Here is a 21,284-nt window from a genome sequence, read left to right as displayed (position 1 = left end):
GACCGATGCGGACCGCCCAGCTCCTCTGCCAAGCCCACGCGCGTGATCCTCTCCACCCGTCCTCGTCCGCCCGCGACCGGCCACCTGCCGAGCCCTGCCGAACAGCGCCGACCGGCTCGCGAGAGCCGACGACGATCACGTACGGACCGGCCCCCGCCGGAACACCGGGAGTATACGGAGGGAAAGAGCGCCTGGCGGCGGGGGTGCTGCCTCCGGGACGCTTACCAGCGAACTCCGCGACGGGAACTCCGACGGGAGCTCATTCTCCGGCGTAGCCATGACCAAGCCGGAGCTCCCGGCGTCGATCCCAATGAGCCGGTTCCTGGTGTCGGCGGTCAGTGGACCTGAACAATCGTCACCGGCCTGACCCTGGGGGGGTGCAGGTTGGCTGAGCGGGTTGGCGGCTGTGCTGGCTCACTGAATCAGTGCAGAGGGGGGCGCGCGCCCCCGGTCTGACCTGCGGAGCATCTCGCTCGGCATGGCGGTCTCCTTAGTCCAGCGCCCCCGCTGGCGGGTTTGAAGTCGTGGTGGGCTGGGTTCTTCGAGGGCGTGCGGGTCCCGTGCCCTCCGCGGCGTCCGCTGCGGTGGAGGACCGTGTGGCGCATGGCCCGGCTGGGAGGCCCCGGTGATCTGACCTCATCCGGTGCCATGACAGCAGCCGGAGGGCTGACGCCCGGCGGCCGGGGGTCCCTGCCCTCGCTGCTGGTTAGTCTGGCCAATAACCCGCGGGCCTCGGTGTCCCTTCACACAGAGGGGCTGTCCAGTCTCAACGAACCCCGGGCCCGCTGCCCGGAGGGTGTCGATCTCTCGGGGTAGGACCAGACACCTGACCGATATCCTGGAGCCGTGAGCGACATTGAGATTGCCAACGGGATCGTGGGGGCCGTCTTCGGCATCATCTTCGCCACGCTGTTCCAACAGCCTTTGCAGGACGGCTGGTACAAGCTCCGTCGTAGATCAGCGACCGCGGTACGGAGTCTTACCTACCGTGAGGACGGCACGGTCTCGATGTGGTCGACTTTCTCCCTGGGTCCCCTGCATACGTCCGCGCTGATCGTGGAAGGAGATGGCGTCCACGCCATTGCTCCGGACGCCGTACGTCTCCAAGTCGGGAACGGGGAGGTGGCTCTGCCGGAGGACATGGCCCCCTGGCGGGCAGAGATCGAAGCCGAGCAGGAGAGCCCGCAGGCGCCAGGGAACCGGGTGCGGATCTGGAACGGCCCCCGCTACGCCGTGGAAGGACTTGAAGTCTCCCGTACCCCCCTCGAGGAACACCCGGACATCCTGCTGCGCCTACGGCCCACCGACTACTTCACCTTCCTCGCCGCGCAGCAACTCGACCGCAGATTCCCCGACGGCACCACTCCGCGCAGCCGCTATCTCGACCCCGGCGACCCGATGCACGCGCCGGCGTTCCTGCAGTGCAGCCTCGGAGTGAACGTCGCCGTCGTCACAGCCGACCACCTGCTGGTCGTGAGTCGGCGGGCCGACCAGGTGCGGTCCGGGCCCGGTCTGTGGGGAGCATCCGTCAACGAAGGTCTCTCCCGCCACATCGACTCGGCCGGACGACACGCGCCGGACCTGCACGAAGTTGCCCGCCGCGGCATGCGCGAGGAGCTGTCTCTCGAACCCCACGAGTACACCATCTCCATGCTTGCTCTCGTCCTGGACGTCGAGCGCCGACAATGGAGCGCCCACTTCGCCGCCCAGCTGACAGAGCTGACCGCCGACGCGCTGAGATCCCGTCTCACACGCGGCGTGATCGACCGTTGGGAGCACCAAAGCCAGGACTACATCGCCTTCCGACCCTCGGATGTGGTCGCCCACCTTCTGCACGCTGACCGTATCCACCATTGGGCACCCGTAGCCCCGGCCCTGTTCCACCTCGCTCTCGTCCACACCCACGGACGCGCAGCCGTCGAACGCGCCGAAGCTCGCGCCGTACGCCGCCTGAACACGCGCTAAGAAGAAGCCCGAACGACTCGTTCGCTGAGAAACGACTCGGTTGAGTGAGAAGGGACAGGCGTAGAGGCCCGGTTCGATGTGCGGCTGATACTGCCAAGTCACAGGGCCTACAGGAGGATTCCTTCCGGGTGGCGCGATCGGCGAGGTCCAGAAGTTGTCGTGTGACCGATCCGGACCGCCCGCGCGCCTTCCTCGCCTCGGATCGCCAAGGGCGAGTCGCTGGTCCTGCTCGCCGACGCCCCGGGCGTCGGGACGGTTGGATTTGCCCAGGTGCACCGGGCGTTCTCCTTGCTCAGCCTGGACACCGCCTGGGTGCTCAACGACCTGTAGGTGGCCCCGGAAGGCCGACGTACCGGCGCTGGCCGGGCGCTGCTGCGCGAGGTGCTGTGCCGGGCGCGGGAGTTCCGGGGCGACCGGGGGTTCAGCTGGAGGCCGCCTACGGCAACAAGTTCGCTCAGGGGCTGTACGAGGCGGAGGACCTCGTACGCGAGGAGTTCCACGTCTGCTTCCACGAACTAGGGTGAAACATTTCCGGACCGTCGTCGCGTCGATGGGGTGAGACGACGCGAGGGGGAGTAGATGCGGCAGGGTCGCAGAGACGGGTTCCGTGAGTTCGCGGAGGGCAGATCGGGGCACCTGTACCGGTCGGCCTGCCTGCTGGCCAGCGGGGACACCCATCTCGCGGAGGATCTGGTGCAGGAGACCCTGGGACGGATGTACCTGCTCTGGGGACGGATCTCCCGCATCGACAATCCGGCGGCGTACGCGCAGACGGTGCTGGTCCGGGCCTTCCTGACCCACCAGCGCCGGCGGTCGGCGGGCGAGCGCCCGGTCGGGGAGTTCCCCGATTCAGGTGCGGTGGCCAACGGTTCCGGCGATCCGGCGCTGCGGCTGACGCTGCTGGATGCGCTGGGGCGGCTCGCGCCCAAGGACCGGGCGGTGCTCGTGCTGCGGTACTGGGAGGACTGCAGCATCGAGGAGACCGCCAATGCGATGAACACCAGCTCGGCGGCGGTCCGCACCCGGACCTCGAGAGCGCTCGGCCGCCTCAGGGAGCAACTGGGCGGCAGCATCGACGAGTTCGCGGGCCTCTGAAAACGGAGATGGTCCGGCAGCCCGCCCGAGGTGGGCGGCGTCGTGCCGGTTCGGTCCTCTGCACACTCCTGAGAACGGAAGGTTTGGTTCCCCATGTCCTTTGAAGACGAGCTCGGTGAAGCCCTCCGGCGTGCGGGGGACGGTTTCACGGCCGACCGGCACGCCCTCGTGGAAGCCGGTGAGCGGCGCGGACGGCGGCTCGTCGCCCGCCGCCGGGCCGCCCTGATCGGCGGATCGGTGCTGTCCCTGGCCCTGATCGGCGCGGCCGGCGCCTACGCGGGGGGCCTGCTGGGCGCAACGGACCGGGTCGAGATCGCGACGCCGCCGACACCGTCGGGTGGGGGCGAGGACGGCACCCCGGAGCCGCCGCCGCAGCCGCCCCGCGGTACCGGCGCGGTCTCCTCCTCACAGATGGTCGAGGTACTCAAGGGGCTGCTGCCGGAAGGGACTCTGTCCGTAGAGCATGCGAACGGTACCGGCGGCAGCGGCGGAGCGGGGGTCAGCGGCGTGTACGACGATGGCAAGGGCGGAGCGGCGATCAGGCTCGTAGTGAGCCGGGTGGACCCGAACGGCAGCATGGCCAACACCACCACCATGTGTACGAAGAAGGCGACGCGGCCGGACGACGACTGCGCGACGGAGCAGCTGGCCGACGGCTCCAGGCTGCTGATCCAGCAGGGCTACGCGGCCCAGAACCCCGACATAGACGTCAAGGAATGGCGGGCCGCTCTCGTGACCCCGCAGGGGTTTCTTGTCGAGTTGTCCGAAATGAATGCTCTGCCGACGGAGACCATGAAGGCCTCTCGCGCCAACCCGCCACTGAGCCCCGACCAGTTGAGGGCCGTGGTCATCTCGGACAAGTGGCACCCGGCGCTGAACGACCTGCCCGCGGCCGCGCAGCAGCCGCGGGGCTGGCAGCCCGCGAATCCGAACGCGCTGCGGGATCTCAAGGCCGTGGAGCAACTCGAGAAAAGAGTGACCCAGATGAAGGCCCAGGTCATCTCCAAGGGCGGGGAATCAGGGTCCGGCTACGTCGTGGTCGACGACGGCAAGGGCAAGTCCCTGGTCCGGCTCGACGTCGTCAAGGAGACCGGCGCTCCGGACTTCGAGGGCAACGTCCCTTCACCGAACGACGGCATCCGCACCAAGGTCACACAGGCGCCTGCGGAGAAGGACAGCAGGGTGGTCCGGTGGACCGTGGACACCCGGTACAGGAACGGGCTGCGGGTGACGGTGACCGCCTACAACGCCGCTGACCAGAGCGGCCCGGCCACCCGTGAGACGCCCGCGCTGACGCTGGAGCTCCTGCAGGACATCGCCACCGACCCCATGTGGCATGAGCTGGACTACTTCACGTCGGCGTAGCACTCCACGACGGCAGTGGAGAAGGGGAACGGACCGGGGGTGTCGCCGAAGGTGATTCGCCCGGCCCGGTCCCCTGCGGCACGGATCGCCTCGGCGACGGCCTCGGCCTCGTCGGCCACCTCGGCCGGACAGTGCACGATCACCTCGTCGTGCTCGAAGAACACCATCTCGGCCCGCATGCCGGCGAGTGACGCCGGAGGGCGGCGAGGAGCAGCAGGGGCCCAGTCCGCGGCGCTGCCCTGCACGACGAAGTTACGGGCGAAACGGCCGCGGGCCCGGAGGTTGGCCGAGGCGCAGTTCGGTCTCCGGCCCCCGTGCTGGCCCTACGGGATGCCCGCCTCCCCGTCCTCGGGGCCGCGGCCAAGGACAGCCTCCGCAATGAGTCACGTTTTCCGGACCTCACGGCCGACTTGTCGGCCGCCCAGCATCGGGGCCAGTGGGTCAGGCTCCTCAGGAGACCGTGGACCGGATCCGGTACAGGCGCCTCATGGTGGTCTCCTTCCCATACACAGCCACGCAGCGGGCGACGGCCGAGACGGCGAATCCGGTGCTCCACTGCGCATTGTCCGGGGCGAAGCGGGGGGCTGCGCCGTCACCGGCGAGAGCCCACACGGCGTCTTGGACGGCCTCCTCCATGGAGGCCTCCAGCCATCCGATCCCGGCCGGTTCCATCACGGCGCGGCGGTGGGGCGAGAGGCCGGGGTCGGCGAGGACCGGTTCGTGCAGCAGCCCCGAGACCTGCCGGCGCATGTAGTCAGCAGTGGCCGGGCATGTGGTCCCGACTGCGGTGGCGGCCGCGATGGCGTTCGGATCGGCGGCGAGGTAGCCACGCATCAGGTCCAGGGCTGCCCTTTCACCGTCGATCTGCTCCGTGCTGGTCGTCATGCCCTGCCAACGACGACGCGGTGTCGTTGGGAGCGGCGGAGGGAGCGGCGGCTCGCTGTGAGGCCGACGGCACCATCGAAGCCGCACTGGCCATCGTGCGTGACGTTGCTCTGTTCCTTACCAGGGAGCGCGGCAAGCGGGACTGGACACTGACCGACGTGCACGATCTCGAAGCCTTCCGGGCCGGCTCGCCCAAGGCCCGAAAGCGTCGGCTGGTGGTGCTCGGACAGTTCTCCCGCTTCGCGCGATCCCGGAAGATCGTCCTCGTCGATCCCGCCCGCGGTCTGACCGCCCGAGGACCGAGCGGCTTCACCGGCACGACGCTGACTTGACCAGCAACGTCTGCTGTTCCGCCGCTGGACAACGGGTCAAACTCCTCCAAGCCGTTGACCTCGACTTTCGTGCCCGTACCGCTCGGCTCGGCGCCCGTCCGCATCCGGCTCCTTTGGATCCGCCGTCCTGGGCGGCCGTGGAACGCTGCCTGGCCGACCGCGAAGACCAGAAGACGGGACAACCCGCATGTGACGGTCACCCGCCAGACGAAGTCCGGCCGGGGGCCGTCGTCCACCGCCTATGTCAGTCACGTCCTCGACGCCTGCGGCTTCCCACCCCGCGTGATCCGCTGCACTCGACTGATCAACCTGGTCAACACCATGAATCCCAAACTCGTCGCCACAGCCTTCGGCGTGGACCCCGAGGCCACCATGATCTATCTGTCCGACCGCATTGATGAGACCCGCTTGGTGGAGTGGGCGGCGGCCAACGACTGACGCTTGGTCAAAGTTCGTACGGGTAGAGAGCGATCTTCTTGCGCTCTATGAAGAGCTCGACCCACGTGCCGGCAACACCCTCGGGCAGCGGCTCAGCAAGGTCCAGCAGAACCTGCGAGCCGCCGAAGTCCAGCACGGCGGCGCCGTCCATGGTGAGGTCCAGCCGTCCGCGCAGGACAACGCAGTGCCCGCCAGGTCGGACTCCCGGTCCGACGCCGACAGCCGGTTTCGCGTTCCGACCCCAGGCGATGTCCTCATCGACCGTCCACTCAACGTGGTACTTGCCCGGCTTCGCGGCCTGGTCACCGCACCAGCGGACCGCTGTCCCGCCGAACGGCGTCTGGACCTGGGCCAGCCAGGGGCTCCGAGGAAACTTCGCGACCTTCACCAGTTCGACCAGCATCGTTCGATCATGCAACATCCGCGTTCCTGCTGGAACCCGTGAAGTTTCGCCGCGTACGACTGGGCGCTGGACTGGACGCCGATCTGGAAGCGGCCCCGGAAGCCGAAGTCCATCAAGGCGAGGAAGGCGAAGATGGCCAAGCGGCGCAAGCGGCTCAAGGCCGCCGGGGTACGCCGCTTCTACGGCGCCCAGGCGCGCCGCCGCCGGTCTCGGCAAAACCGCATCGGCAGTGCCGTCGCGCGCCGCGACGCCCGCGCCCTGTCCCGGATGCGGCACTGGCTCTGGCGACATTTGTGTGGACCCACTGCAGTGGTCTGCGGCCTCCTGAATAAGCATTCGTCGGCGGAGAACGGTGTCTCTACCCTTGGGCGCAGCGGGAGTGCGCGCATTCCCGCAGGTTGCGGTGCCGTGGCAGAGCGGCCCATTGCGATCGACGTGGGCGAGGCCCCTCCCACGGCGACTGACGGAGACGGGGCGGTCCTGCTCCCATCTGTCCGCGGGTTCGAATCCCGTCGGCACCGCAGCCGACCCTGCACAGGGTCCGGCGGCCGGACCTGCCGCATCGCTCCCGGTCCACAGAAGTTGTGCCAGAGCCCGAGAACTGACAGCGCCGGGCCTTCCCTTCCCGCATGGCCGTCAGTGAAGCGTGACGGGCTCCCTGATCTTGATCTTCGCGCGGCGCCCCGTCCATGATCGGCCTATGAGGCAGCACTCAGTAACCTTGGACAAGATCGTTTTCGAGGACTGGCCGGCCGTTCACTCGTGGGCGTGCCTCCCGGAGGCATGCCGCTATCAGCCCTGGGGACCGAACACAGAAGGTCAGACGCAGGACTTCGTGGGCTCCGCGGTCAAAGCCTGGTCGGACACCCCTCAGCGCCGGTTCCCGTACGTCGCCCGCGTTGGGAGGGATGTGGTGGGCATGGGTGAGCTGCATGTCCGCAGCGACAAGCAGCGCCAGGGCGAGATCTCATACATCGTGCATCCCCGGGTGTGGGGGCAGGGTATCGGCACGGCAATAGGTCGGCAGCTGCTTGCGCACGGGTTCGGCGAGCTGGGGCTCCATCGGATCCATGCCACCTGTGACCCGCGGAATCTTGGCTCCTCCCGGGTGCTGTCGAAGATCGGTATGACGTATGAAGGACGCCTGCGCGACACCGCGCTGCTCCACGACGGCTGGCGAGACTCCATGATCTTCAGCAGCCTCGAAGGGGAATGGCACTCCGCTGCGTAGCCGCGCCAGCGGGGTGCTGACGTATCTCGGTGGTCGACAGCGCGGCGTCGTGGAAGAGACGACCCGGGTGCATAGCTCTTACCTGCGGTTTCCTGCGGACGTACCGAGTGGCGGACGTCTGGTGGTTCTGACTGCGAGTACGGCGGTTCTACTGTCCAGAGTCGTCCTGTGCTCGGCGGACGTTCGCTGAGCAACTGCCGGAACTGGCCCGGCAGCGCAGCCGGTGGACGGAGCGGTTGCGGTCGACTCTCGCCGCGGTGGGTCTCGCCCTCGCCGGCCGGGCCGGCGCCCGGATGGCACGGGCCTTCGGGGTGCCCATCAGCCGCACCGCGGTGTTGTGGCTGCTCGATGCGTTGCCCGAACCCGAAAGTCCCGGCCCCGCGCGAGGTTAGTGTTGATGAGTACGCCAGACGCAAAGGACGGGTCTACGGCACGGTGCTCGTCGACGTCGAGACGCGTCGGCCGGTGGATCTGCTGCCTGACCGGGAGGCGTCCAGCCTGGCTGCATGGCTGGCGAAGCGACCCGGGCTCGCGATTGCCCCCGATGACAGCCCCAGGGAACCGCCGCCCGAACTGCCGGCCTCGCGACGTAGGCGTCCTGATCCTGCTGGCCCCCGCTGCCGGACGGGATCCGCAAGGCCGACGTCCCCGCGCCACCACGCACATCACCGCCGCGCCGTTGCCCTCCATGCGGAGGCCGGACAGTTGGACCTGCGCCCGGAAACCGGTGGGTGTCACTAGCCGGCTGCGGCAGCATGGCCCTGTCCGAACGCCGGAATGCCTTCACTCCAACGTCCAGGCACAATCGATGAAACCTGAAGATGTCGCTCTGCCACTGCGCTCCGCGCCGCTGCCGGCCCCCTGCCTCCGCACCTGCCGGTCCCTCGGCTGTAGTAGCGACATGACAGCGAATCCCGGCCGGATGCACCACGTGTGGCCTGCCCCTGAGGACCAGGCCACACGATTGAGTCACCTACCGATCACCGGTGCCAGCGCTGGTAGTTGCCCGAGTTGCAGGCGAGCGTGTAGATGGCCGGGGACGAGTTCATGTCCAGACACTTGTTCCACTTCCGGCTGCGGATCTGGTAGCCGTAGGTGTTCTGAGAGAGCGAGAACTCCTGGTAGGTGCCGTCGTTGCACGGGTTCATGCGCACCTTGCCGTCGACGTTCGCGTCAAGGCACTTCAGAGTGGCACTCTGCTTGAGCCGGTAGTAGCCGTTGGCCTTCTTCTCGAACGCCCACTGCTGGTAGTTGCCGGTGTTGCACCTGCTCGGGTAGATGCTGGTGCCGTTGCCGTCCAGACAATAGCCCGTGGATGTGTTGATGAGCTTGCCGTACGTCAACGCCGACGCCGGCGCTGCGCCCAGCCCCAGAAGTGCCGTGGTCATCGACACGCCTCCGAGGGCCAGTGCGACCTTCCTCTTCATGCTCGACACGCTTTCCCCCTCATACGAGTTGTGCAGGGGCGTGCCCCCCACACCTCGACAGACGCTAATCACTCGAACAACAGCGCGCATAGCGAATAAGCGATCACGCCATGTGGGCTGATTCACCACGGTGCGTATCGAGTCATGATCACGGGTTGGTCCAGGGCGTCGTCGTTCCGCCCCGGCGCTGGAGCTGTGATTGAACCGACGACAGCCTCGGACTCCCATTGCCCGAGATTGCGGACCGATCGGTGCCCGTCCGGCTCGGGAACCTTCCCGGCGACCGGTGCGGCATGGTCTTCGGCGATGCCGCAGGGCTGGACGCGTGGACGGGAATGCACGACGAGCCGGCCGACGTTACCTACTGGGGTCGATAAGAGGACGACCCCTACGCGAAGTTCGGCGGTGAGCGATCGCGCAGTACGGCGGCGACGGCCCGCAGCTCCGTATGTGGCGGCCCCGACGCCTGGGCAACTGCCTGGGCATGATGAGTACGAAGACCTGCCGACCCTGAGTACGCCCGCTCGGGCGAACCGGCGCCGGAGCCGATTGGCTGTACCCATGCACGAGACAACCCCCTCCTTGGCCACCGACCGCGGCGCCGAAACTCCCGCGACGGACGTGGTGTTGCGGTGGATCACGACCTTGGCGGTGGCCCTGATTCCGGTGGCATTTGTCTTCGGGGCCTTGGCCGGGATGGCCGTAGAGGTTCATCCTCAGACCGTGGCGGTCGTCACGGTCTGCTGGTTTGGGTCCTGGACGGCCACTCCACTGCTCGTGGTGGCCTTCTGGCTGTGCCGGCGCCACCCTGCTCTGGCCAGGGTGGGCCGCTGGGCAGGGTGGATCGCGACGGTCCCGCCGACGGTTACGATCCTGCTGGCCCTTGGCCTGTAGACGGCGGCCTTGCAGCCGGCGCGGATTGCCACCCGGGATTCGTCAGCGAAGACCGGCCGTCCTATGGGCGTTGCCCCTTGCTCACATCCGCCAAGTGAGGCGCCGGCGCGCCGGTCGACCTCGCCGCCCTCGCCCGATCCAGCGGGCTTCCCGTCCGCCAAGCCTCAGAAGTCCTGACCTGGCTCCGCGAGCGCCACCTCGCCGTCTCCTGCGCCGAGGACGGGGGCGACAGGCCCGGGCCAGTCCTGGACGCCATCGCCGAAGGCCGTGAACGCTGAAACTCGAAGATGTCTCCTCACCTACGGCCGCGCGCCATTTTTCATCCCGTTCGCCATGGCCACAGCTGTACCTCTGGCGCTGGCCTGGGAGAAATGTCTTCGAGTCGAAGTCAAAATCGACCGGGACCCTCGACACGAACTATCGCCTCCTGCGGTGCGGCGGAACCGCCACCCATCATTAGCAGGTACGTACGCGCGCCGCTGGCATCCTCACCTTCCTCACCGCCGCCGCGCTGCTCGTCGTGGCCGCGTTTTGGAGCGCGTGCCTCAACGGCAACGGGGCACGGTGACCCGCGCAACCACGCCCCGCCGTTCGGTGGTCGGTGGCCGCTGTTCAAAACTGGGCACCTTCATGCCCTGGCCACCCCCGGTGACGCGGTTCTTACCTGCAACCGAGGTCAAAGGCCACCCCCGTTGCTTTTCGGCGAGTACTACTGGGCCCCCATAGGGACGAGGGGCTTGGCGCTGCGGATGCGGTGCTCTGTGGGCAGGTCCACGATGGGATGAGCCGTGACCTCGTCAGGGGATGAGGAGGATTCGGGTGGGCTTTGACCGGCTGCCGCCCAGGTGGCTTTTCTCGAGTACTCGCGATGCCTTTCTGTCCGCGGTGGCGGGGGCCTCGTCCGCTGATGTGCTGGAGCAGGCTCGCGAGTACGGGGTGCTCCGCAACATCCTGGACGGCACCTCTGCAGCGGTGGCCGTCCTGGACAAACGGTTGCGCTACCTGTATGTCAATGCCGCCATGGGCCAGATGGGCGGAGTGCCGGCCGCAGCGTTCCTGGGCCGGACCATGACGGAGGTACTGCCGGACGTCCACCGCTCCGACGAGATCCTGCGCATGGTCCTCGCTGACGGACAGCCCCGGGCGCTGGCGGTCACGGGCCGCACGCGCGCGTCTTCGCCGTTCAGGCGCAGACAGTGGAGCGCGGTCTATCACCGGCTGGAGGACAAAGGTCGGGTGCTCGGCCTGTGTGGCATCGGAGTGGAGGTCAGCGGGCTGCGCCAGTACATAGACGATCTGGAGAAGGCCCACCAGCGGCTGGCGCTGCTGGACACCGCGGCCATGCGGGTCGGCACCACGCTGGGAGTGAACACGACCTGTGCCGAGCTGGCCGACTTCGTCACACCGAGCCTGGCGGACGCGGCTTGCGTCGATGTCATCGAAGACGAACCGTACGGGGCGCCGCCTCCGGCCCCGGGCATTCTGCGCATCCGCATCGCCGCCGTCGCCGGGGACCCGGAGATCCTTCGGCAGATGGAGCGGATCGGAAGAATCGGGGACCACGTCGATGTCCCGCGAGGCTCGCCGCTGCGCCACTGTCTCGATACAGGCCGGCCTTGGATGGGCAACCTCGCCACCGACGAAGTGTTCCGCAAGATGACTGCCCGGCGCGAAGACGTAGCGGTCGTGCGCGCCGCTGGGATCCACTCCGCCCTCGTCATTCCGCTGCCGACGAGGGAGCACCCGGTCGGTGCCCTGTTCCTGGCCAGGGCCGGGGATTCCGGACCGTTCACGGATGACGATGTCGTGGTGGCGCAGGACCTGGCCGCCCGGGCCGCTGTCGCCATCGACAACGCCCGCCAGTACACCCTTGAGCACACCATGGCACTGGAGCTGCAACGTGCCCTGCTGTCCGAGCCCGGCAGCCCCCACCCGGACATCGAGGTGGCCTCCCGGTACCTGCCCGCCGGCCGCAGCGCAGTCGTCGGCGGCGACTGGTTCGACTCGATCCCCCTGCCCGCCTGCCGCACCCTTCAGGTCATGGGCGACGTGATGGGCCACGGCTTCACCGCGGCCGTCGCCATGAGCCACTACCGCTCCCTGCTGCGCAGCCTGGCCCTCTCCACCCCCTCAGTCGAAGGACTCCTCGCCGATGCCGACCACCGTGGCGCCGGCATCGGCCTCGACCGGTTCGCCACCTGCCTGCTGGCCCTCATCGACCCCCAGAAGGGCACAGCCACGCTCTCCAGCGCGGGCCACCTGCCCCCGGCGCTGCTGCTCAGGGAAGGCCGCACCGAGCTGCTGGAGGTGGCGGCCGGTCCGCCGCTGGGCGCCGAACTGGGCGGCTACGAGGCGCTGACCGTGCCCCTCCCTCCCGGAGCGGTCCTGCTGCTGTACACCGACGGCCTGGTCGAGCAGCGCACCTTGGACATCGACGCCTCGCTCCAGCGGCTGACGGACCTGCGCTTGACCGTGGACGGGCCCCTTGAGGACATCCTCGACGCCATCCTCATGCACTTGGTGTCCGGCCCTGCAGAAGACGACGTCGCGCTGCTCGCCACCCGCCTGCACACGCCTGGCTGACGGGTTCCGGAAGTCCTGGACCGGGCCGGACGGGGATCTGGTGGAGCACATAACGGCGGCCCCGTATTGCTGCCGGCCCGGCGGCCGGTCCGCGGGGCAAGTCCTGGGGTGTCTCGTTGGGCCGTGGCCGGCTCCTGGGGGAGAGGAGCCGGCCACGGGCACCCAGCCGGGGCAGTGGCCCGTCTCCGAAGGTCGACTGCCGTCCCGGCGCTTGTGTCCCCTTGGGCCGAGACCAAACCCGCGATGGGGAGCCTTGGAGTCACCCCGTGAAAAAGCGTCCTTGCGGGTTCCCCTGTGTCCAGGGCTCCCCCCCACGCCACGCGCTCGTCCTCGCCGCCGCGGGCGCAAGGATGAGCCTGACCCTGGAGTTCCGTTCGCTGTAGCACGTGGGGCTACCGCCCGACGGGGACGTCACCATCACCGCCGAGCTGCGCAAGGTACCTCCTGCCCGCCTCAGGTCTCACCACGGTCCTCGTTGGCCACCTTCGTGCCGGCCACCGCTTCGATGCTCTCGCGCAGCTTGTCGTCGCGATCCATCGGCGCAGCGCGCGTGGCCCGCAGCTCACCACGGGTCCTGCCGCGCGAATTACAGGAACCGCCGGATGGGGGCGACGGCCGCCTCACGCAGCCGTTGCGTGGTGGAGCGGCGTCTCCAGCGGCCCTTCTCGATACGTTCGCTGACGAGGAGGTCTTCGTCGAAGTGGTGGTCCAGGGTGGCGGTGAAGTTTTCGTCGAGGACGGCGAGCATGACCTCTTCGTCGTGGTCGAGGGAGCGGCGGTTGAAGTTGGTGGAGCCGACGAGGGCGGCGACGTGGTCGACGGTGATGACCTTGGCGTGCATCATCGTCGGCTGGTACTGGTAGATCTTCACTCCGCAGTCGAGCAGGTCCTCGTAGTGGTGCTGGCCGGCCAGCTGGCAGACCCGCTTGTCGGTGTGGGGGCCGGGAAGCAGGATTTCCACCTCGACGCCACGCCGGGCGGTCGCGCACAGCAGTTCGATGAAGTAGGCGTCGGGTGCGAAGTAGGCGGTGGCCAGGCGGAAGCGGCGCTGTGCGGATTCGAGCATGACCCGGATGAGGGTCTGCATGTCCTGCCAGCCGAAGCTGGCCGAACCGCGCACGACCTGCACGACCGCGTCGCCGTGGGGTGTGTGGCCGGTGAAGCGGTCCCGGTCGTCGAAGAGGGTGTCATGACACTCGGCCCAGTTCTGGGCGAAGGCGGCGGCGATCCCGTCCACTGCGGGCCCGCGTACCTGGACATGGGTGTCGCGCCACTCGTTCTCGTTGCGGGCATTGCCGCACCACTCCTCGGCGATGCCCACCCCACCGGTGAATGCCGTCAGCTCATCGACGACCAGCACCTTGCGGTGGCAGCGGTGATTCTGCTTGAGCGGCGAGAGGTGCAAAGGCTTGCGGAACCAGGACACTTCGGCCCCGGCACCCTCCATCAGGTCCAGCAGATCCTGTTCGATGAGCCGGCTGCCGAAGCCATCCAGCAGCAGCCGTACCCGTACCCCGTTACGGGCCCGATCGGCCAGCGCGTGGGCGAACTGCCGGGCTATCTCCCCGCGCCAATACACGAACGTCATCATGTCCACGGTGTGCTCGGCGCCGCGGATGCTGTCCAGCATCGCGGTGAAGATCTCATCCCCGTTGCGCAGCGGCACCAGGGCGTTTCCCTCCGTGGCGGCGATGCCGATCAGCCGCTCCAGACGGCGCCGCATCCGCTGCTTGCGCTCGGACACCGTCAGAGCCGAGAGCCCTGTCGGCTCTTGGGACAGTTCCGGCCCGCTGCTCGTGCTTGTCATGGCGTGTCACCTGCCGGTCGCGAGAAGGGGCTGCCCCGTGCGTCCGGCTGCCGTCGGGGCGAGCCGACTGTACACATCCCCCTCCGGCCCCTGACACCGGGTGCCACGCAAGACACAGCAGATCGACAATCCCTTGTCCTTCAGCCTTGGTCCGCTCGGCTGGGCAGCGCCAAAATCCGGCGGCCTCCGGCGTGGTGCAGCCAGGGGCCGTTCGATTCTCCGTGCTTGTCAGTCCCATGCGTTGAAGAGGACTCCGCCCAATGTGGTGATGCCGTAGTGGCGGATCTGACGCCACTCGCCTGGCCGGAGCACTGAGGTGTCCACGTCGTATAGGGGTGTGGCGAGCTGCTCGCTGCTCAGGACCGCGAAGTCCGAGTCGGTAAAGGCATGAGCCCAGGTCGGCGGCGCAGTGAACTCGTCTCGGTACCACTCTCGATGTGCCTGCGCGAAGGCGACCCAGGGGTGGTGAGCGTGGCACAGGACGATGCTCTCGCCTGCGCGTCCGATGACCGTTGCGGTGTGGAAGGTCCGGGGGTACGTCTGTTCCTCCACCTCACCCACTTGGCCTTCGGCGACGCGGGCAGCAGCATACAGAGCGGCGCGGAATGCCCGTAGGTCAGTCTTTGGGAGTGGGCCCTCCTTCGGCGAGAAGAAGCCTGTCGCCCCCCGCGGCAGCACGAAACTCATGGGCCCGTCGTTAACCATGCCGCTCATTTTGCCTGGTGGGAGGCGCATCGGTTGTAGCTGCAGTGACCTGCGGGTTCACGCTGTGCAGCGGGGCTTGGTGCCCACCCCTTCATGACGGGTGGTGGGGTGGCGGTTCTTCGAGCCCGGTGGCTGGCCTGGACCGGGGCGGCATGGCTTCGGCGCACGGGTTGGTGAAAGCAGACCACCTCGATCCCCGGCCGTTTCGCGAGCCAGGCGGCCAGGCTGGATGCCTCCCGGTCGGGCAGCAGGTCCACCGGCCGCCGGCTTTCGACGTCGACCAGGATGGTCCCGTAGTTGCGACCCTTGCGGGTCGCATACTCATCGACCCCGACCACCCGTGGGGCCGGAAACTGCGGGTCGCGCAATGCCTCGACCAGCCGTGGCACCGTGCTGCGGCTGACGGGCACTCCGAAGACTCTGGCCAACCGGGCACCGGCCCGGCCGACGAGCGCGAGGCCAACCGCGGCCAACGTCGACCGCAGCCGCTCGGTCCGCCTGCCGTAACGACGGGTCAGCCCTGACAGCTGCTTCGCCAGCTCGCGGTCGATCAACGCGCGGCCCGCAGTAGAGGCGTAAGCGAGGAACACCCCGAGCTGACAGTTGTCGATCTTCCCGCTGGTGCCGGTGTACCGGCGTTGCACCCCGGCGGACCGGACGCCCTTCTTGACGAACCCGGTCTCGTCCACGATCAACACGCCGTCGTCCGCCGCGAGATGCTCCAGGACAAACGAGCGGACCTCGTCGCGGACCGCGTCCGCGTCCCAGTCGGCCTGGTTCAACAGCCGCTGCATGCCGTGCGGGCACCGCTCGCCAGCCTGCTGACTGATCACTGTGTTTCGGCTCATGACAGGCTGTCCCCCCGAGCACTGAGGGGGAGCCACGGCAGAGGTCGGGGGATGGATCTGGGAACGCAACCTGCGGTCGTTCCTGGAGTTGCTGTCGCACTACGTGGGATACGGCTTCGATGTCACCGACTGGGAGACGGTGGCACGGGCGATCGAAGCGACCGACGACGAGCGGACCGACGGCTGGTACTCGTATCCCTTGGTCGGTAAGCATCGGCAGGTCGAGGTTCGGCTTGCCCGCGCGGTCGGCGGCGATGAGCTCATGGTGGCCGTGAAGGGATCTCTGACGCCCGAGCTGGAGGTTCGGGCGGACACCCTGCTGGCGGCCTTCGCAGCTGGATGACCAAGGTCAACTTGACGGCTTGACTGCATGAGGTGTCTTCCTCCGCGATAAACCGGCCGGCACGGAGTCCGCATGGGCCTACACGCACGTTCCGCAGACGATCCGCGGCGACGCGGCCGGGGACGGCGCAGACGCCATCGCGGGGCGCTGTGACGAACGTGACAAGGAAGCGATGGCCGCTCGCATGGAGGCGCAGATCGAGTGCTACGCGCCCGGTTTCCGTGCGTCGATCCGCTCGCGCAGGGTCCTCGCGCCGCCCGATCTGGAACGGCTGAACCCCGCCCTGGTGGGGGAGCGGTGAACCAGGGCACGACCAACCTCCACCAGCAGCTCTCCTTCCGGCCGTCCCCGGCACCGGCCGGCCCGGCACCCGAGCCGGGCCTCTATCTCGCCTCGGCGACCGCCCACCCGGGCGGCGGCGTGCACGGCGCCCCGGGCGCGAACGGGCGTCGCGCCTCGTTGGCGGCGGTGCTCCCGCCTGGTCTGCTGGGGATCCCCGTCCGACGGTCGGATCCGCATACGGGCGGTGGGCAGGGGCAGGCGGTGACCGATCTGTGAACAGCACGACGAGGCGATGGGCGGCTGCATGCGAAGCGTGGGCGTGGAGGAAGAACTGCTGCTGGTGGACGCGGAGACCGGGGAGCCGCGAGCCGTGGCGGGAGCCGTGCTCGCCGAGGCCGACCGGGCCGGAGCGGACCCTGACCCGGACCAGGCCGCGGAGGACGGAAAGGAGCCGAGCCACACCTTCGAGGCGGAGCTCCAGGAGCAGCAGGTGGAGTTCGCCACGAAGCCGGTGACGGAGATGGGCGAGCTCCACGAGGAGATCGTCCGGTGGCGCGCGGAGGCCGCCAAGCACGCGGCGACGGCCGGCGCGGTCGTGGCGGCGCTCGGCACCTCCCCGCTGGCCGTCCGGCCGTCCATCTCCCCGGGCCACCGCTACGACTGGGTGGCGCGGCAGTTCGGTATGACCGCGCAGGAGCAGCTGACCTGCGGGTGCCACGTCCACGTGTCGGTGGAGTCGGACGAGGAGGGCGTAGCCGTACTGGACCGCATCCGCCCCTGGCTCGCCCTGCTGACCGCGATGAGCGCGAACTCCCCCTTCTGGCAGGGAGAGGACACCCGGTACGGAAGCTACCGCAGCCGGGTGTGGAACAGGCTGCCCGCCGCCGGCCCCGTCGACGTCTTCGGTTCCGCAGACCGCTACCACGCCGAGGTGCAGGCCATGGTGGACTCGGGCGTTCTGCGCGACAAGGGCATGATCTGGTTCGACGCACGGCTCTCCGCCTCCTACCCCACGGTGGAGGTCAGGGTGGCGGACGTTTGCCTCGACGCGTCGACGCCGGTCCTGCTGGCCGCTCTCGTACGGGGCCTGGTGGAGACCGCGGCGAGGTCCTGGAAGGCCGGCGAGCCCGCGCCGCGGGTGAGTACGGGACTGCTCCGGCTCGCGTCCTGGCAGGCCGGCCGCTCGGGTCTCGACGGCCCGCTGCTGCACCCCGAGACGATGCGGGAGACCGCGCCCGTGGCCGCCGTCGAGGCGCTTTACCGGCACGTCGGCGACGCGCTGGCCGACACCGGTGACGAGGCGTTCGTACGGGCCGGCATTGCGGGCCTCCTGGAGCGCGGCAACGGAGCGCGCGTCCAGCGAGCCCTGCTCGGCTCTGAGGGAGACCTGGCCTCGGTCGTCCGGCACTGTGCACGGCGGACCACGCAGGAGTCCCGGTTCCCGGCCCCGGGCCCCACCGGACGACGCGGGTAGGTCGTCTCTTTCGGGTCTTGCCGCGTGACCCGGTTCAGGAAAGATCCGAAAGCGACGACTTGGCCCTGGGTCTGCCCGGTGCCGTGACCGGCAAGGTTCACCGGGTCGTGACGCCCGGCCCGGCACCTCGCCGCGTTGTCGGACCGCCCACGCACGTCCAGTACGAGCTGCGGCCCTCCGCCTTGCGATGCCCCGCACCGGACGCCGCGACCCGGCAAACCCTTCCGGCCACAGCACCAGGCACGCCGGTCGGGAGCCGCGATGTGTTCAGAGGCTGATGTGCAGGATGCACATGTCGTCGCGGCGGGCGTCCGGGTCGACGAGAAGGTCGAGGATGTCGTGCAGAGGACTGGGGGAGTCACCGCACGCTGCTGCGGAGCGGGCCAGGCGGGCGAGGCCGTCGCCGAGGTCTTCGCCCGGCTTCTCGACCAGTCCGTCCGTGTAGAGCAGCAGCTGGTCGCCGGCCTGGAGGTGGATGGTGGATGCCGCATAGCGCTGATCAGGCACCGCCCCCAGCAGGACGCCTTCCGGTTTGGAAAGGTATTGGGCTTGCCCTTGGCGCAGGAGCAACGGGGGCAGGTGGCCGGCCTGCACCCACGTGAGCAGTGAGGTGGCGGGCTCGTAGCGAGCCATGATCATGGTGGCTGTGCTGGAACGCTCGGTGCTGTGCAACAGGAGAGTATTGAGCCGGTCCAAGATCATGGCCAAGGGCATGCCGGTGATCGCCATGCCCTTGGCGGTGAAGCGCAGCTGGGCCATGGTGGCCACGGCGTTGAGACCGTGACCGGCCACGTCACCGACGACGAGCAGCACGCTGCCGTCGGGCAGCTCGATCGCGCTGTACCAGTCACCCCCGACGCTGAGCCCGTCCTGCAGAGGCTGGTAGGCGAGGTCCACGGTCAGACCGCCCAGCCGCAGGGACTGCTCCGTCAAAGGCAGCAGAGCGTGCTGGAGCCGGGCAGCGACGGCACGCTCTGCCTCCAGCAGGCTCCGCTGCGCCTGGACGGCCCGCTCGTGCTCCAGCAACTGCTGTTCGGCTCGCTTCTCAGCGGTCAGGTCCTGCAGGAAGCCGTGTACCTCCACCGGGGTGCCCTGCACGTCCACCTCGGCTTCCGCGACGATCCGCACGTGCCGTACCTCCCCGGCAGGGCTGCTGATGCGGAAGGTGTGGTCGATCGGATCACCATTGCCGAGGACGCGCTGAACGATCCTGCTCACAGCAGGGACGTCCTCCGTGACGGCAGAAGCGGGCAGCTCCTCCAGAGTCATCGGACCGAGAGACCGATCCCTGCCGAAGACGGCGTACGCCTCCTCCGACCACGTGGTCTTCTGCCGGACAAGATCCCAGTCGGCCCACCCCATGCCACCCAGGCGCTGCATCACCGCAAGACGTCGCTTCTCCCGCTCGCTGCTGTCCAGGCGTACCCAGGAAACGATCAGCCCGCCCTGGCAGGCTGAAGCCTGGACGGCAAAGCGGGACAGGCGTGGAATGCCGGCGACGACTTCCTCGTACTCGAAGGGCTCACCGCGGTAGCAGGCGCCGGTATCCAGAGCCTGGAGGTATCCCTGCCACAATTCTGTGCCGGCCACCGTCGGATAGGTGTCCCGGACACTCAGCCCTATCAGCTCCTTGCCCCTGCGGGCGCCGATGTCCACTGCATCGGGAGCCGCTGCCGCGATCCGGAAATCCGCCACCTCGCCATCCGCTCCACGCAGTGGCATGAGGAAAATCACCGATCCCGGAAGGCCGTCAAGCACCTCCTGGACGGCGGGCACCGGAAAAGTCGGCTGCTGCAGATCTCCGGCCCTCCCCGGTTGGCCGGGCATGTGAGGGCCGGAGGAAAATGCAAAGTCATCGGCCGCACCGCCGAAGCCGCCCTCAGCCGACTTGGTCAATGCCGACTCAACGCGGTCAGTCATACGACGAGCATCGCACGCCGCGCGCCCCGCCCGGGCACGAGGGGACTCGACGGCGTCCAGGCACGCGGGCATCACCGGGGTGGCCGGCTCATTGGGTTTCTCGGGAGACTCCGGTGTGAGTAGCGTCCACACATCCGCTGCGCTTCGTCCGGCTGCGCTTGGACGCCACTGTGCCCGGACGTGCCGCGATCGGGAGGAACGTACGGCCGGCGGCTGACAGGAAGTCGGGCCGAGCAGCAAATGGCTGCGGCTCGCGGTCGGGGGAGAGGGCTCCCTGACCGAGCAGCGGCTGGCGGTGCTGCGCATGATGGCGGAGGGCAGGACCGACGAGTCCATCGCCCACAGCCTATGAGTCTCCACACCGTGCGCTGGACAGCCACCGGCCCCTCCGACGTGAACGTGGGCAGTCGCTTCCAGGCCGGCGTCCACGCTGTCCAGCTCGGCCATCTGCCCTCCGCCCCGGAATGAGCCGCTATCGGCCCGTTCCTACCGGCTCTGTGCGAGCAGTTCCGCCAGGCGGGCGGCGGTGAAGTCGATGAACGGGACGCTGTCCATCAGCTGGCAGGGGGCCAGGCCGATGGTGCGGTGGCGGATCAGGCCCGCTGCGTCGGCTTCGGCGCCCAGCTGCGGGAAGAAGCGGCCGTTGTCGTCGCCGACGTCCGGGGCCTCCACCCAGACCCGCTCGTGCTCTATTTCATAGGGAAAGCGCCGCAGTTTCGTGCGGTGCTCGGGCACGAGCGACTCGGCGTAGTGGAGGAAGGAATTGCGGTTGTGGCCCACGCCCAGCAGCAGGATGCGGGCGCCGATGCCGTACATCCGGTCGAACGGGGAGTCCTTGCCGAGCGCGTAGTTCAGGGGCTGGTTCCCCGTGATCTCCTCGGCGCGGGGACCAATCGCGGCGACCGAGGCCTGCGGGTGCCGGCCGCGCAGCCGCCCGGGCACCGCCAGCAGCGCGTTCGGGATCGCTCCCATCGGGGTGGGAAGGGCGTCGTGGAACAGAGGGACGCCGAGGCGGTCCGCGTCGGCCCCGCTGTCCTCGAAGGGCCGCAGCCCCGGGTGCGGTCGCTGATCTGCGGGGTGAAGGTGGGCACGACGACCGTGCCGGACTTCCCCACGCACCCGCGCAGCGCGTTCACCACCGCCTGCGCACCGCCCTGCACGGACCCGAAGGCGGACAGGGAGGCGTGCACCATGACGACGGCGCCCCTGGGCAGCCCCAGGGCCTCGAACTCCCGCTGGAGGAATCCCTCGTCCACGGGACCTTCATACGGGTTCAGCATGGTGTTC

21 protein-coding genes, 1 tRNA gene and 4 pseudogenes are annotated in these 21,284 nt (G+C 68.7%); 14 read left to right on the top strand and 12 right to left on the bottom strand.

What is annotated here, in order from left to right; translation table 11 throughout:
* Positions 1–501: 501 nt before the first annotated feature.
* The 5 genes and pseudogenes from ACIP5M_RS17055 to ACIP5M_RS17035 all read left to right on the top strand — a co-directional run.
* Positions 502–624 (top strand): annotated as a pseudogene (locus tag ACIP5M_RS17055) (glycosyltransferase family 2 protein); the annotation flags it as partial.
* A gap of 222 nt (positions 625–846) precedes the next feature.
* Positions 847–1,965: a hypothetical protein gene (locus ACIP5M_RS17050; protein ID WP_401197609.1), complete on the top strand. Its 1,119-nt coding sequence runs from the start codon at positions 847–849 to the stop codon at positions 1,963–1,965.
* A gap of 386 nt (positions 1,966–2,351) precedes the next feature.
* Positions 2,352–2,489 carry a hypothetical protein gene (locus ACIP5M_RS17045; protein WP_401197608.1) on the top strand — a complete coding sequence of 46 codons (138 nt, stop codon included), beginning with the start codon at positions 2,352–2,354 and terminating at the stop codon, positions 2,487–2,489.
* A gap of 55 nt (positions 2,490–2,544) precedes the next feature.
* Entirely contained in the window at positions 2,545–3,060 is a 516-nt protein-coding gene (locus ACIP5M_RS17040; protein ID WP_401197605.1) for a SigE family RNA polymerase sigma factor, read from the top strand.
* 93 nt (positions 3,061–3,153) lie between these two features.
* Positions 3,154–4,425: a hypothetical protein gene (locus tag ACIP5M_RS17035; RefSeq protein ID WP_401197603.1), complete on the top strand. Its 1,272-nt coding sequence runs from the start codon at positions 3,154–3,156 to the stop codon at positions 4,423–4,425.
* On the opposite strand, the pseudogene ACIP5M_RS17030 reads toward ACIP5M_RS17035, so the two are convergent.
* Together ACIP5M_RS17030 and ACIP5M_RS17025 are read right to left on the bottom strand one after the other, a co-directional pair.
* Positions 4,407–4,727 (bottom strand): annotated as a pseudogene (locus ACIP5M_RS17030) (bifunctional 3'-5' exonuclease/DNA polymerase); the annotation flags it as partial. The gene ACIP5M_RS17035 and the pseudogene ACIP5M_RS17030 sit on opposite strands and share 19 nt — an antisense overlap.
* 148 nt (positions 4,728–4,875) lie before the next feature.
* The gene (locus ACIP5M_RS17025) at positions 4,876–5,310 is read right to left on the bottom strand and encodes a hypothetical protein (RefSeq protein ID WP_401197600.1); all 435 of its coding nucleotides are present in this window, start codon (positions 5,308–5,310) and stop codon (positions 4,876–4,878) included.
* A 20-nt stretch (positions 5,311–5,330) separates the two neighbouring features.
* Here ACIP5M_RS17025 and ACIP5M_RS17020 point away from each other — a divergent pair, with 20 nt between their 5' ends.
* Positions 5,331–5,642, top strand: a complete 312-nt coding sequence (locus ACIP5M_RS17020) for a hypothetical protein (protein ID WP_401197598.1) — start codon at positions 5,331–5,333, stop codon at positions 5,640–5,642.
* A gap of 189 nt (positions 5,643–5,831) precedes the next feature.
* Complete coding sequence (locus ACIP5M_RS17015) at positions 5,832–6,080, top strand: hypothetical protein (protein WP_401197595.1); 249 nt, start codon at positions 5,832–5,834, stop codon at positions 6,078–6,080.
* Between the two features lie 7 nt (positions 6,081–6,087).
* On the opposite strand, the gene ACIP5M_RS17010 is transcribed toward ACIP5M_RS17015, so the two are convergent.
* Both ACIP5M_RS17010 and ACIP5M_RS17005 read right to left on the bottom strand, forming a co-directional pair.
* Positions 6,088–6,483, bottom strand: coding sequence for a hypothetical protein (locus ACIP5M_RS17010; protein ID WP_401197593.1), 396 nt, complete (start codon positions 6,481–6,483; stop codon positions 6,088–6,090).
* Positions 6,465–6,641 carry a hypothetical protein gene (locus ACIP5M_RS17005; RefSeq protein ID WP_401197590.1) on the bottom strand — a complete coding sequence of 59 codons (177 nt, stop codon included), beginning with the start codon at positions 6,639–6,641 and terminating at the stop codon, positions 6,465–6,467. The genes ACIP5M_RS17010 and ACIP5M_RS17005 overlap by 19 nt, the downstream gene beginning before the upstream one ends.
* 244 nt (positions 6,642–6,885) lie before the next feature.
* Between ACIP5M_RS17005 and ACIP5M_RS17000 the strand changes: the two genes are divergently transcribed.
* Together ACIP5M_RS17000 and ACIP5M_RS16995 are read left to right on the top strand one after the other, a co-directional pair.
* A tRNA-Gly gene (locus ACIP5M_RS17000) sits at positions 6,886–7,004 on the top strand.
* A 179-nt stretch (positions 7,005–7,183) separates the two neighbouring features.
* On the top strand, positions 7,184–7,714 hold the full coding sequence (locus ACIP5M_RS16995; RefSeq protein WP_401197588.1) for a GNAT family N-acetyltransferase: 531 nt from the start codon (positions 7,184–7,186) through the stop codon (positions 7,712–7,714).
* Positions 7,715–8,694: 980 nt separating this feature from the next.
* Here ACIP5M_RS16995 and ACIP5M_RS16990 read toward each other — a convergent pair.
* Complete coding sequence (locus tag ACIP5M_RS16990) at positions 8,695–9,141, bottom strand: RICIN domain-containing protein (RefSeq protein ID WP_401197587.1); 447 nt, start codon at positions 9,139–9,141, stop codon at positions 8,695–8,697.
* Positions 9,142–9,702: 561 nt separating this feature from the next.
* Between ACIP5M_RS16990 and ACIP5M_RS16985 the strand changes: the two genes are divergently transcribed.
* Together ACIP5M_RS16985 and ACIP5M_RS16980 are read left to right on the top strand one after the other, a co-directional pair.
* Positions 9,703–10,035, top strand: coding sequence for a hypothetical protein (locus tag ACIP5M_RS16985; RefSeq protein WP_401197585.1), 333 nt, complete (start codon positions 9,703–9,705; stop codon positions 10,033–10,035).
* Between the two features lie 909 nt (positions 10,036–10,944).
* Positions 10,945–12,618, top strand: coding sequence for a SpoIIE family protein phosphatase (locus tag ACIP5M_RS16980; protein ID WP_401197583.1), 1,674 nt, complete (start codon positions 10,945–10,947; stop codon positions 12,616–12,618).
* A 586-nt stretch (positions 12,619–13,204) separates the two neighbouring features.
* Here the strand turns inward: ACIP5M_RS16980 and ACIP5M_RS16975 are convergent.
* The 4 genes and pseudogenes from ACIP5M_RS16975 to ACIP5M_RS16960 form a co-directional block, all read right to left on the bottom strand.
* Positions 13,205–14,425, bottom strand: coding sequence for a phosphatidylserine/phosphatidylglycerophosphate/cardiolipin synthase family protein (locus ACIP5M_RS16975; RefSeq protein ID WP_401197580.1), 1,221 nt, complete (start codon positions 14,423–14,425; stop codon positions 13,205–13,207).
* A gap of 228 nt (positions 14,426–14,653) precedes the next feature.
* The gene (locus ACIP5M_RS16970; protein ID WP_401197578.1) at positions 14,654–15,112 is read right to left on the bottom strand and encodes a hypothetical protein; all 459 of its coding nucleotides are present in this window, start codon (positions 15,110–15,112) and stop codon (positions 14,654–14,656) included.
* Between the two features lie 23 nt (positions 15,113–15,135).
* Positions 15,136–15,468 carry a transposase gene (locus ACIP5M_RS16965; RefSeq protein ID WP_401198015.1) on the bottom strand — a complete coding sequence of 111 codons (333 nt, stop codon included), beginning with the start codon at positions 15,466–15,468 and terminating at the stop codon, positions 15,136–15,138.
* Positions 15,469–15,636: 168 nt separating this feature from the next.
* Positions 15,637–15,960: pseudogene (locus ACIP5M_RS16960) on the bottom strand (transposase); the annotation flags it as partial.
* 106 nt (positions 15,961–16,066) lie between these two features.
* On the opposite strand from ACIP5M_RS16960, the gene ACIP5M_RS16955 reads away from it, so the two are divergent.
* From ACIP5M_RS16955 to ACIP5M_RS16945, 3 genes and pseudogenes are all read left to right on the top strand, one after another.
* Positions 16,067–16,321, top strand: a complete 255-nt coding sequence (locus ACIP5M_RS16955) for a hypothetical protein (protein WP_401197575.1) — start codon at positions 16,067–16,069, stop codon at positions 16,319–16,321.
* 52 nt (positions 16,322–16,373) lie between these two features.
* Positions 16,374–16,879, top strand: a pseudogene (locus ACIP5M_RS16950) (NAD(P)/FAD-dependent oxidoreductase); the annotation flags it as partial.
* A gap of 28 nt (positions 16,880–16,907) precedes the next feature.
* On the top strand, positions 16,908–18,077 hold the full coding sequence (locus ACIP5M_RS16945) for a glutamate--cysteine ligase (RefSeq protein WP_401197572.1): 1,170 nt from the start codon (positions 16,908–16,910) through the stop codon (positions 18,075–18,077).
* Between the two features lie 267 nt (positions 18,078–18,344).
* On the opposite strand, the gene ACIP5M_RS16940 is transcribed toward ACIP5M_RS16945, so the two are convergent.
* From ACIP5M_RS16940 to ACIP5M_RS16930, 3 genes are all read right to left on the bottom strand, one after another.
* A complete protein-coding gene (locus tag ACIP5M_RS16940; protein ID WP_401197569.1) occupies positions 18,345–19,997 on the bottom strand; it encodes a PP2C family protein-serine/threonine phosphatase in 1,653 nt (550 codons plus the stop codon).
* Positions 19,998–20,483: 486 nt separating this feature from the next.
* Positions 20,484–20,960 carry an AAC(3) family N-acetyltransferase gene (locus ACIP5M_RS16935; RefSeq protein WP_401198012.1) on the bottom strand — a complete coding sequence of 159 codons (477 nt, stop codon included), beginning with the start codon at positions 20,958–20,960 and terminating at the stop codon, positions 20,484–20,486.
* Positions 20,849–21,190 (bottom strand): AAC(3) family N-acetyltransferase, encoded by a 342-nt coding sequence (locus ACIP5M_RS16930; protein WP_401198010.1) that lies wholly within the window; start codon positions 21,188–21,190, stop codon positions 20,849–20,851. The genes ACIP5M_RS16935 and ACIP5M_RS16930 overlap by 112 nt, the downstream gene beginning before the upstream one ends.
* Between the last annotated feature and the right edge of the window lie 94 nt (positions 21,191–21,284).

The sequence above is a fragment of the Streptomyces sp. NPDC088762 genome, assembly GCF_044750905.1.
GTDB lineage: Bacteria > Actinomycetota > Actinomycetes > Streptomycetales > Streptomycetaceae > Streptomyces.
Note: the sequence above shows the minus strand (reverse complement) of the source record. Positions and strands in the feature narration are given on the sequence as shown.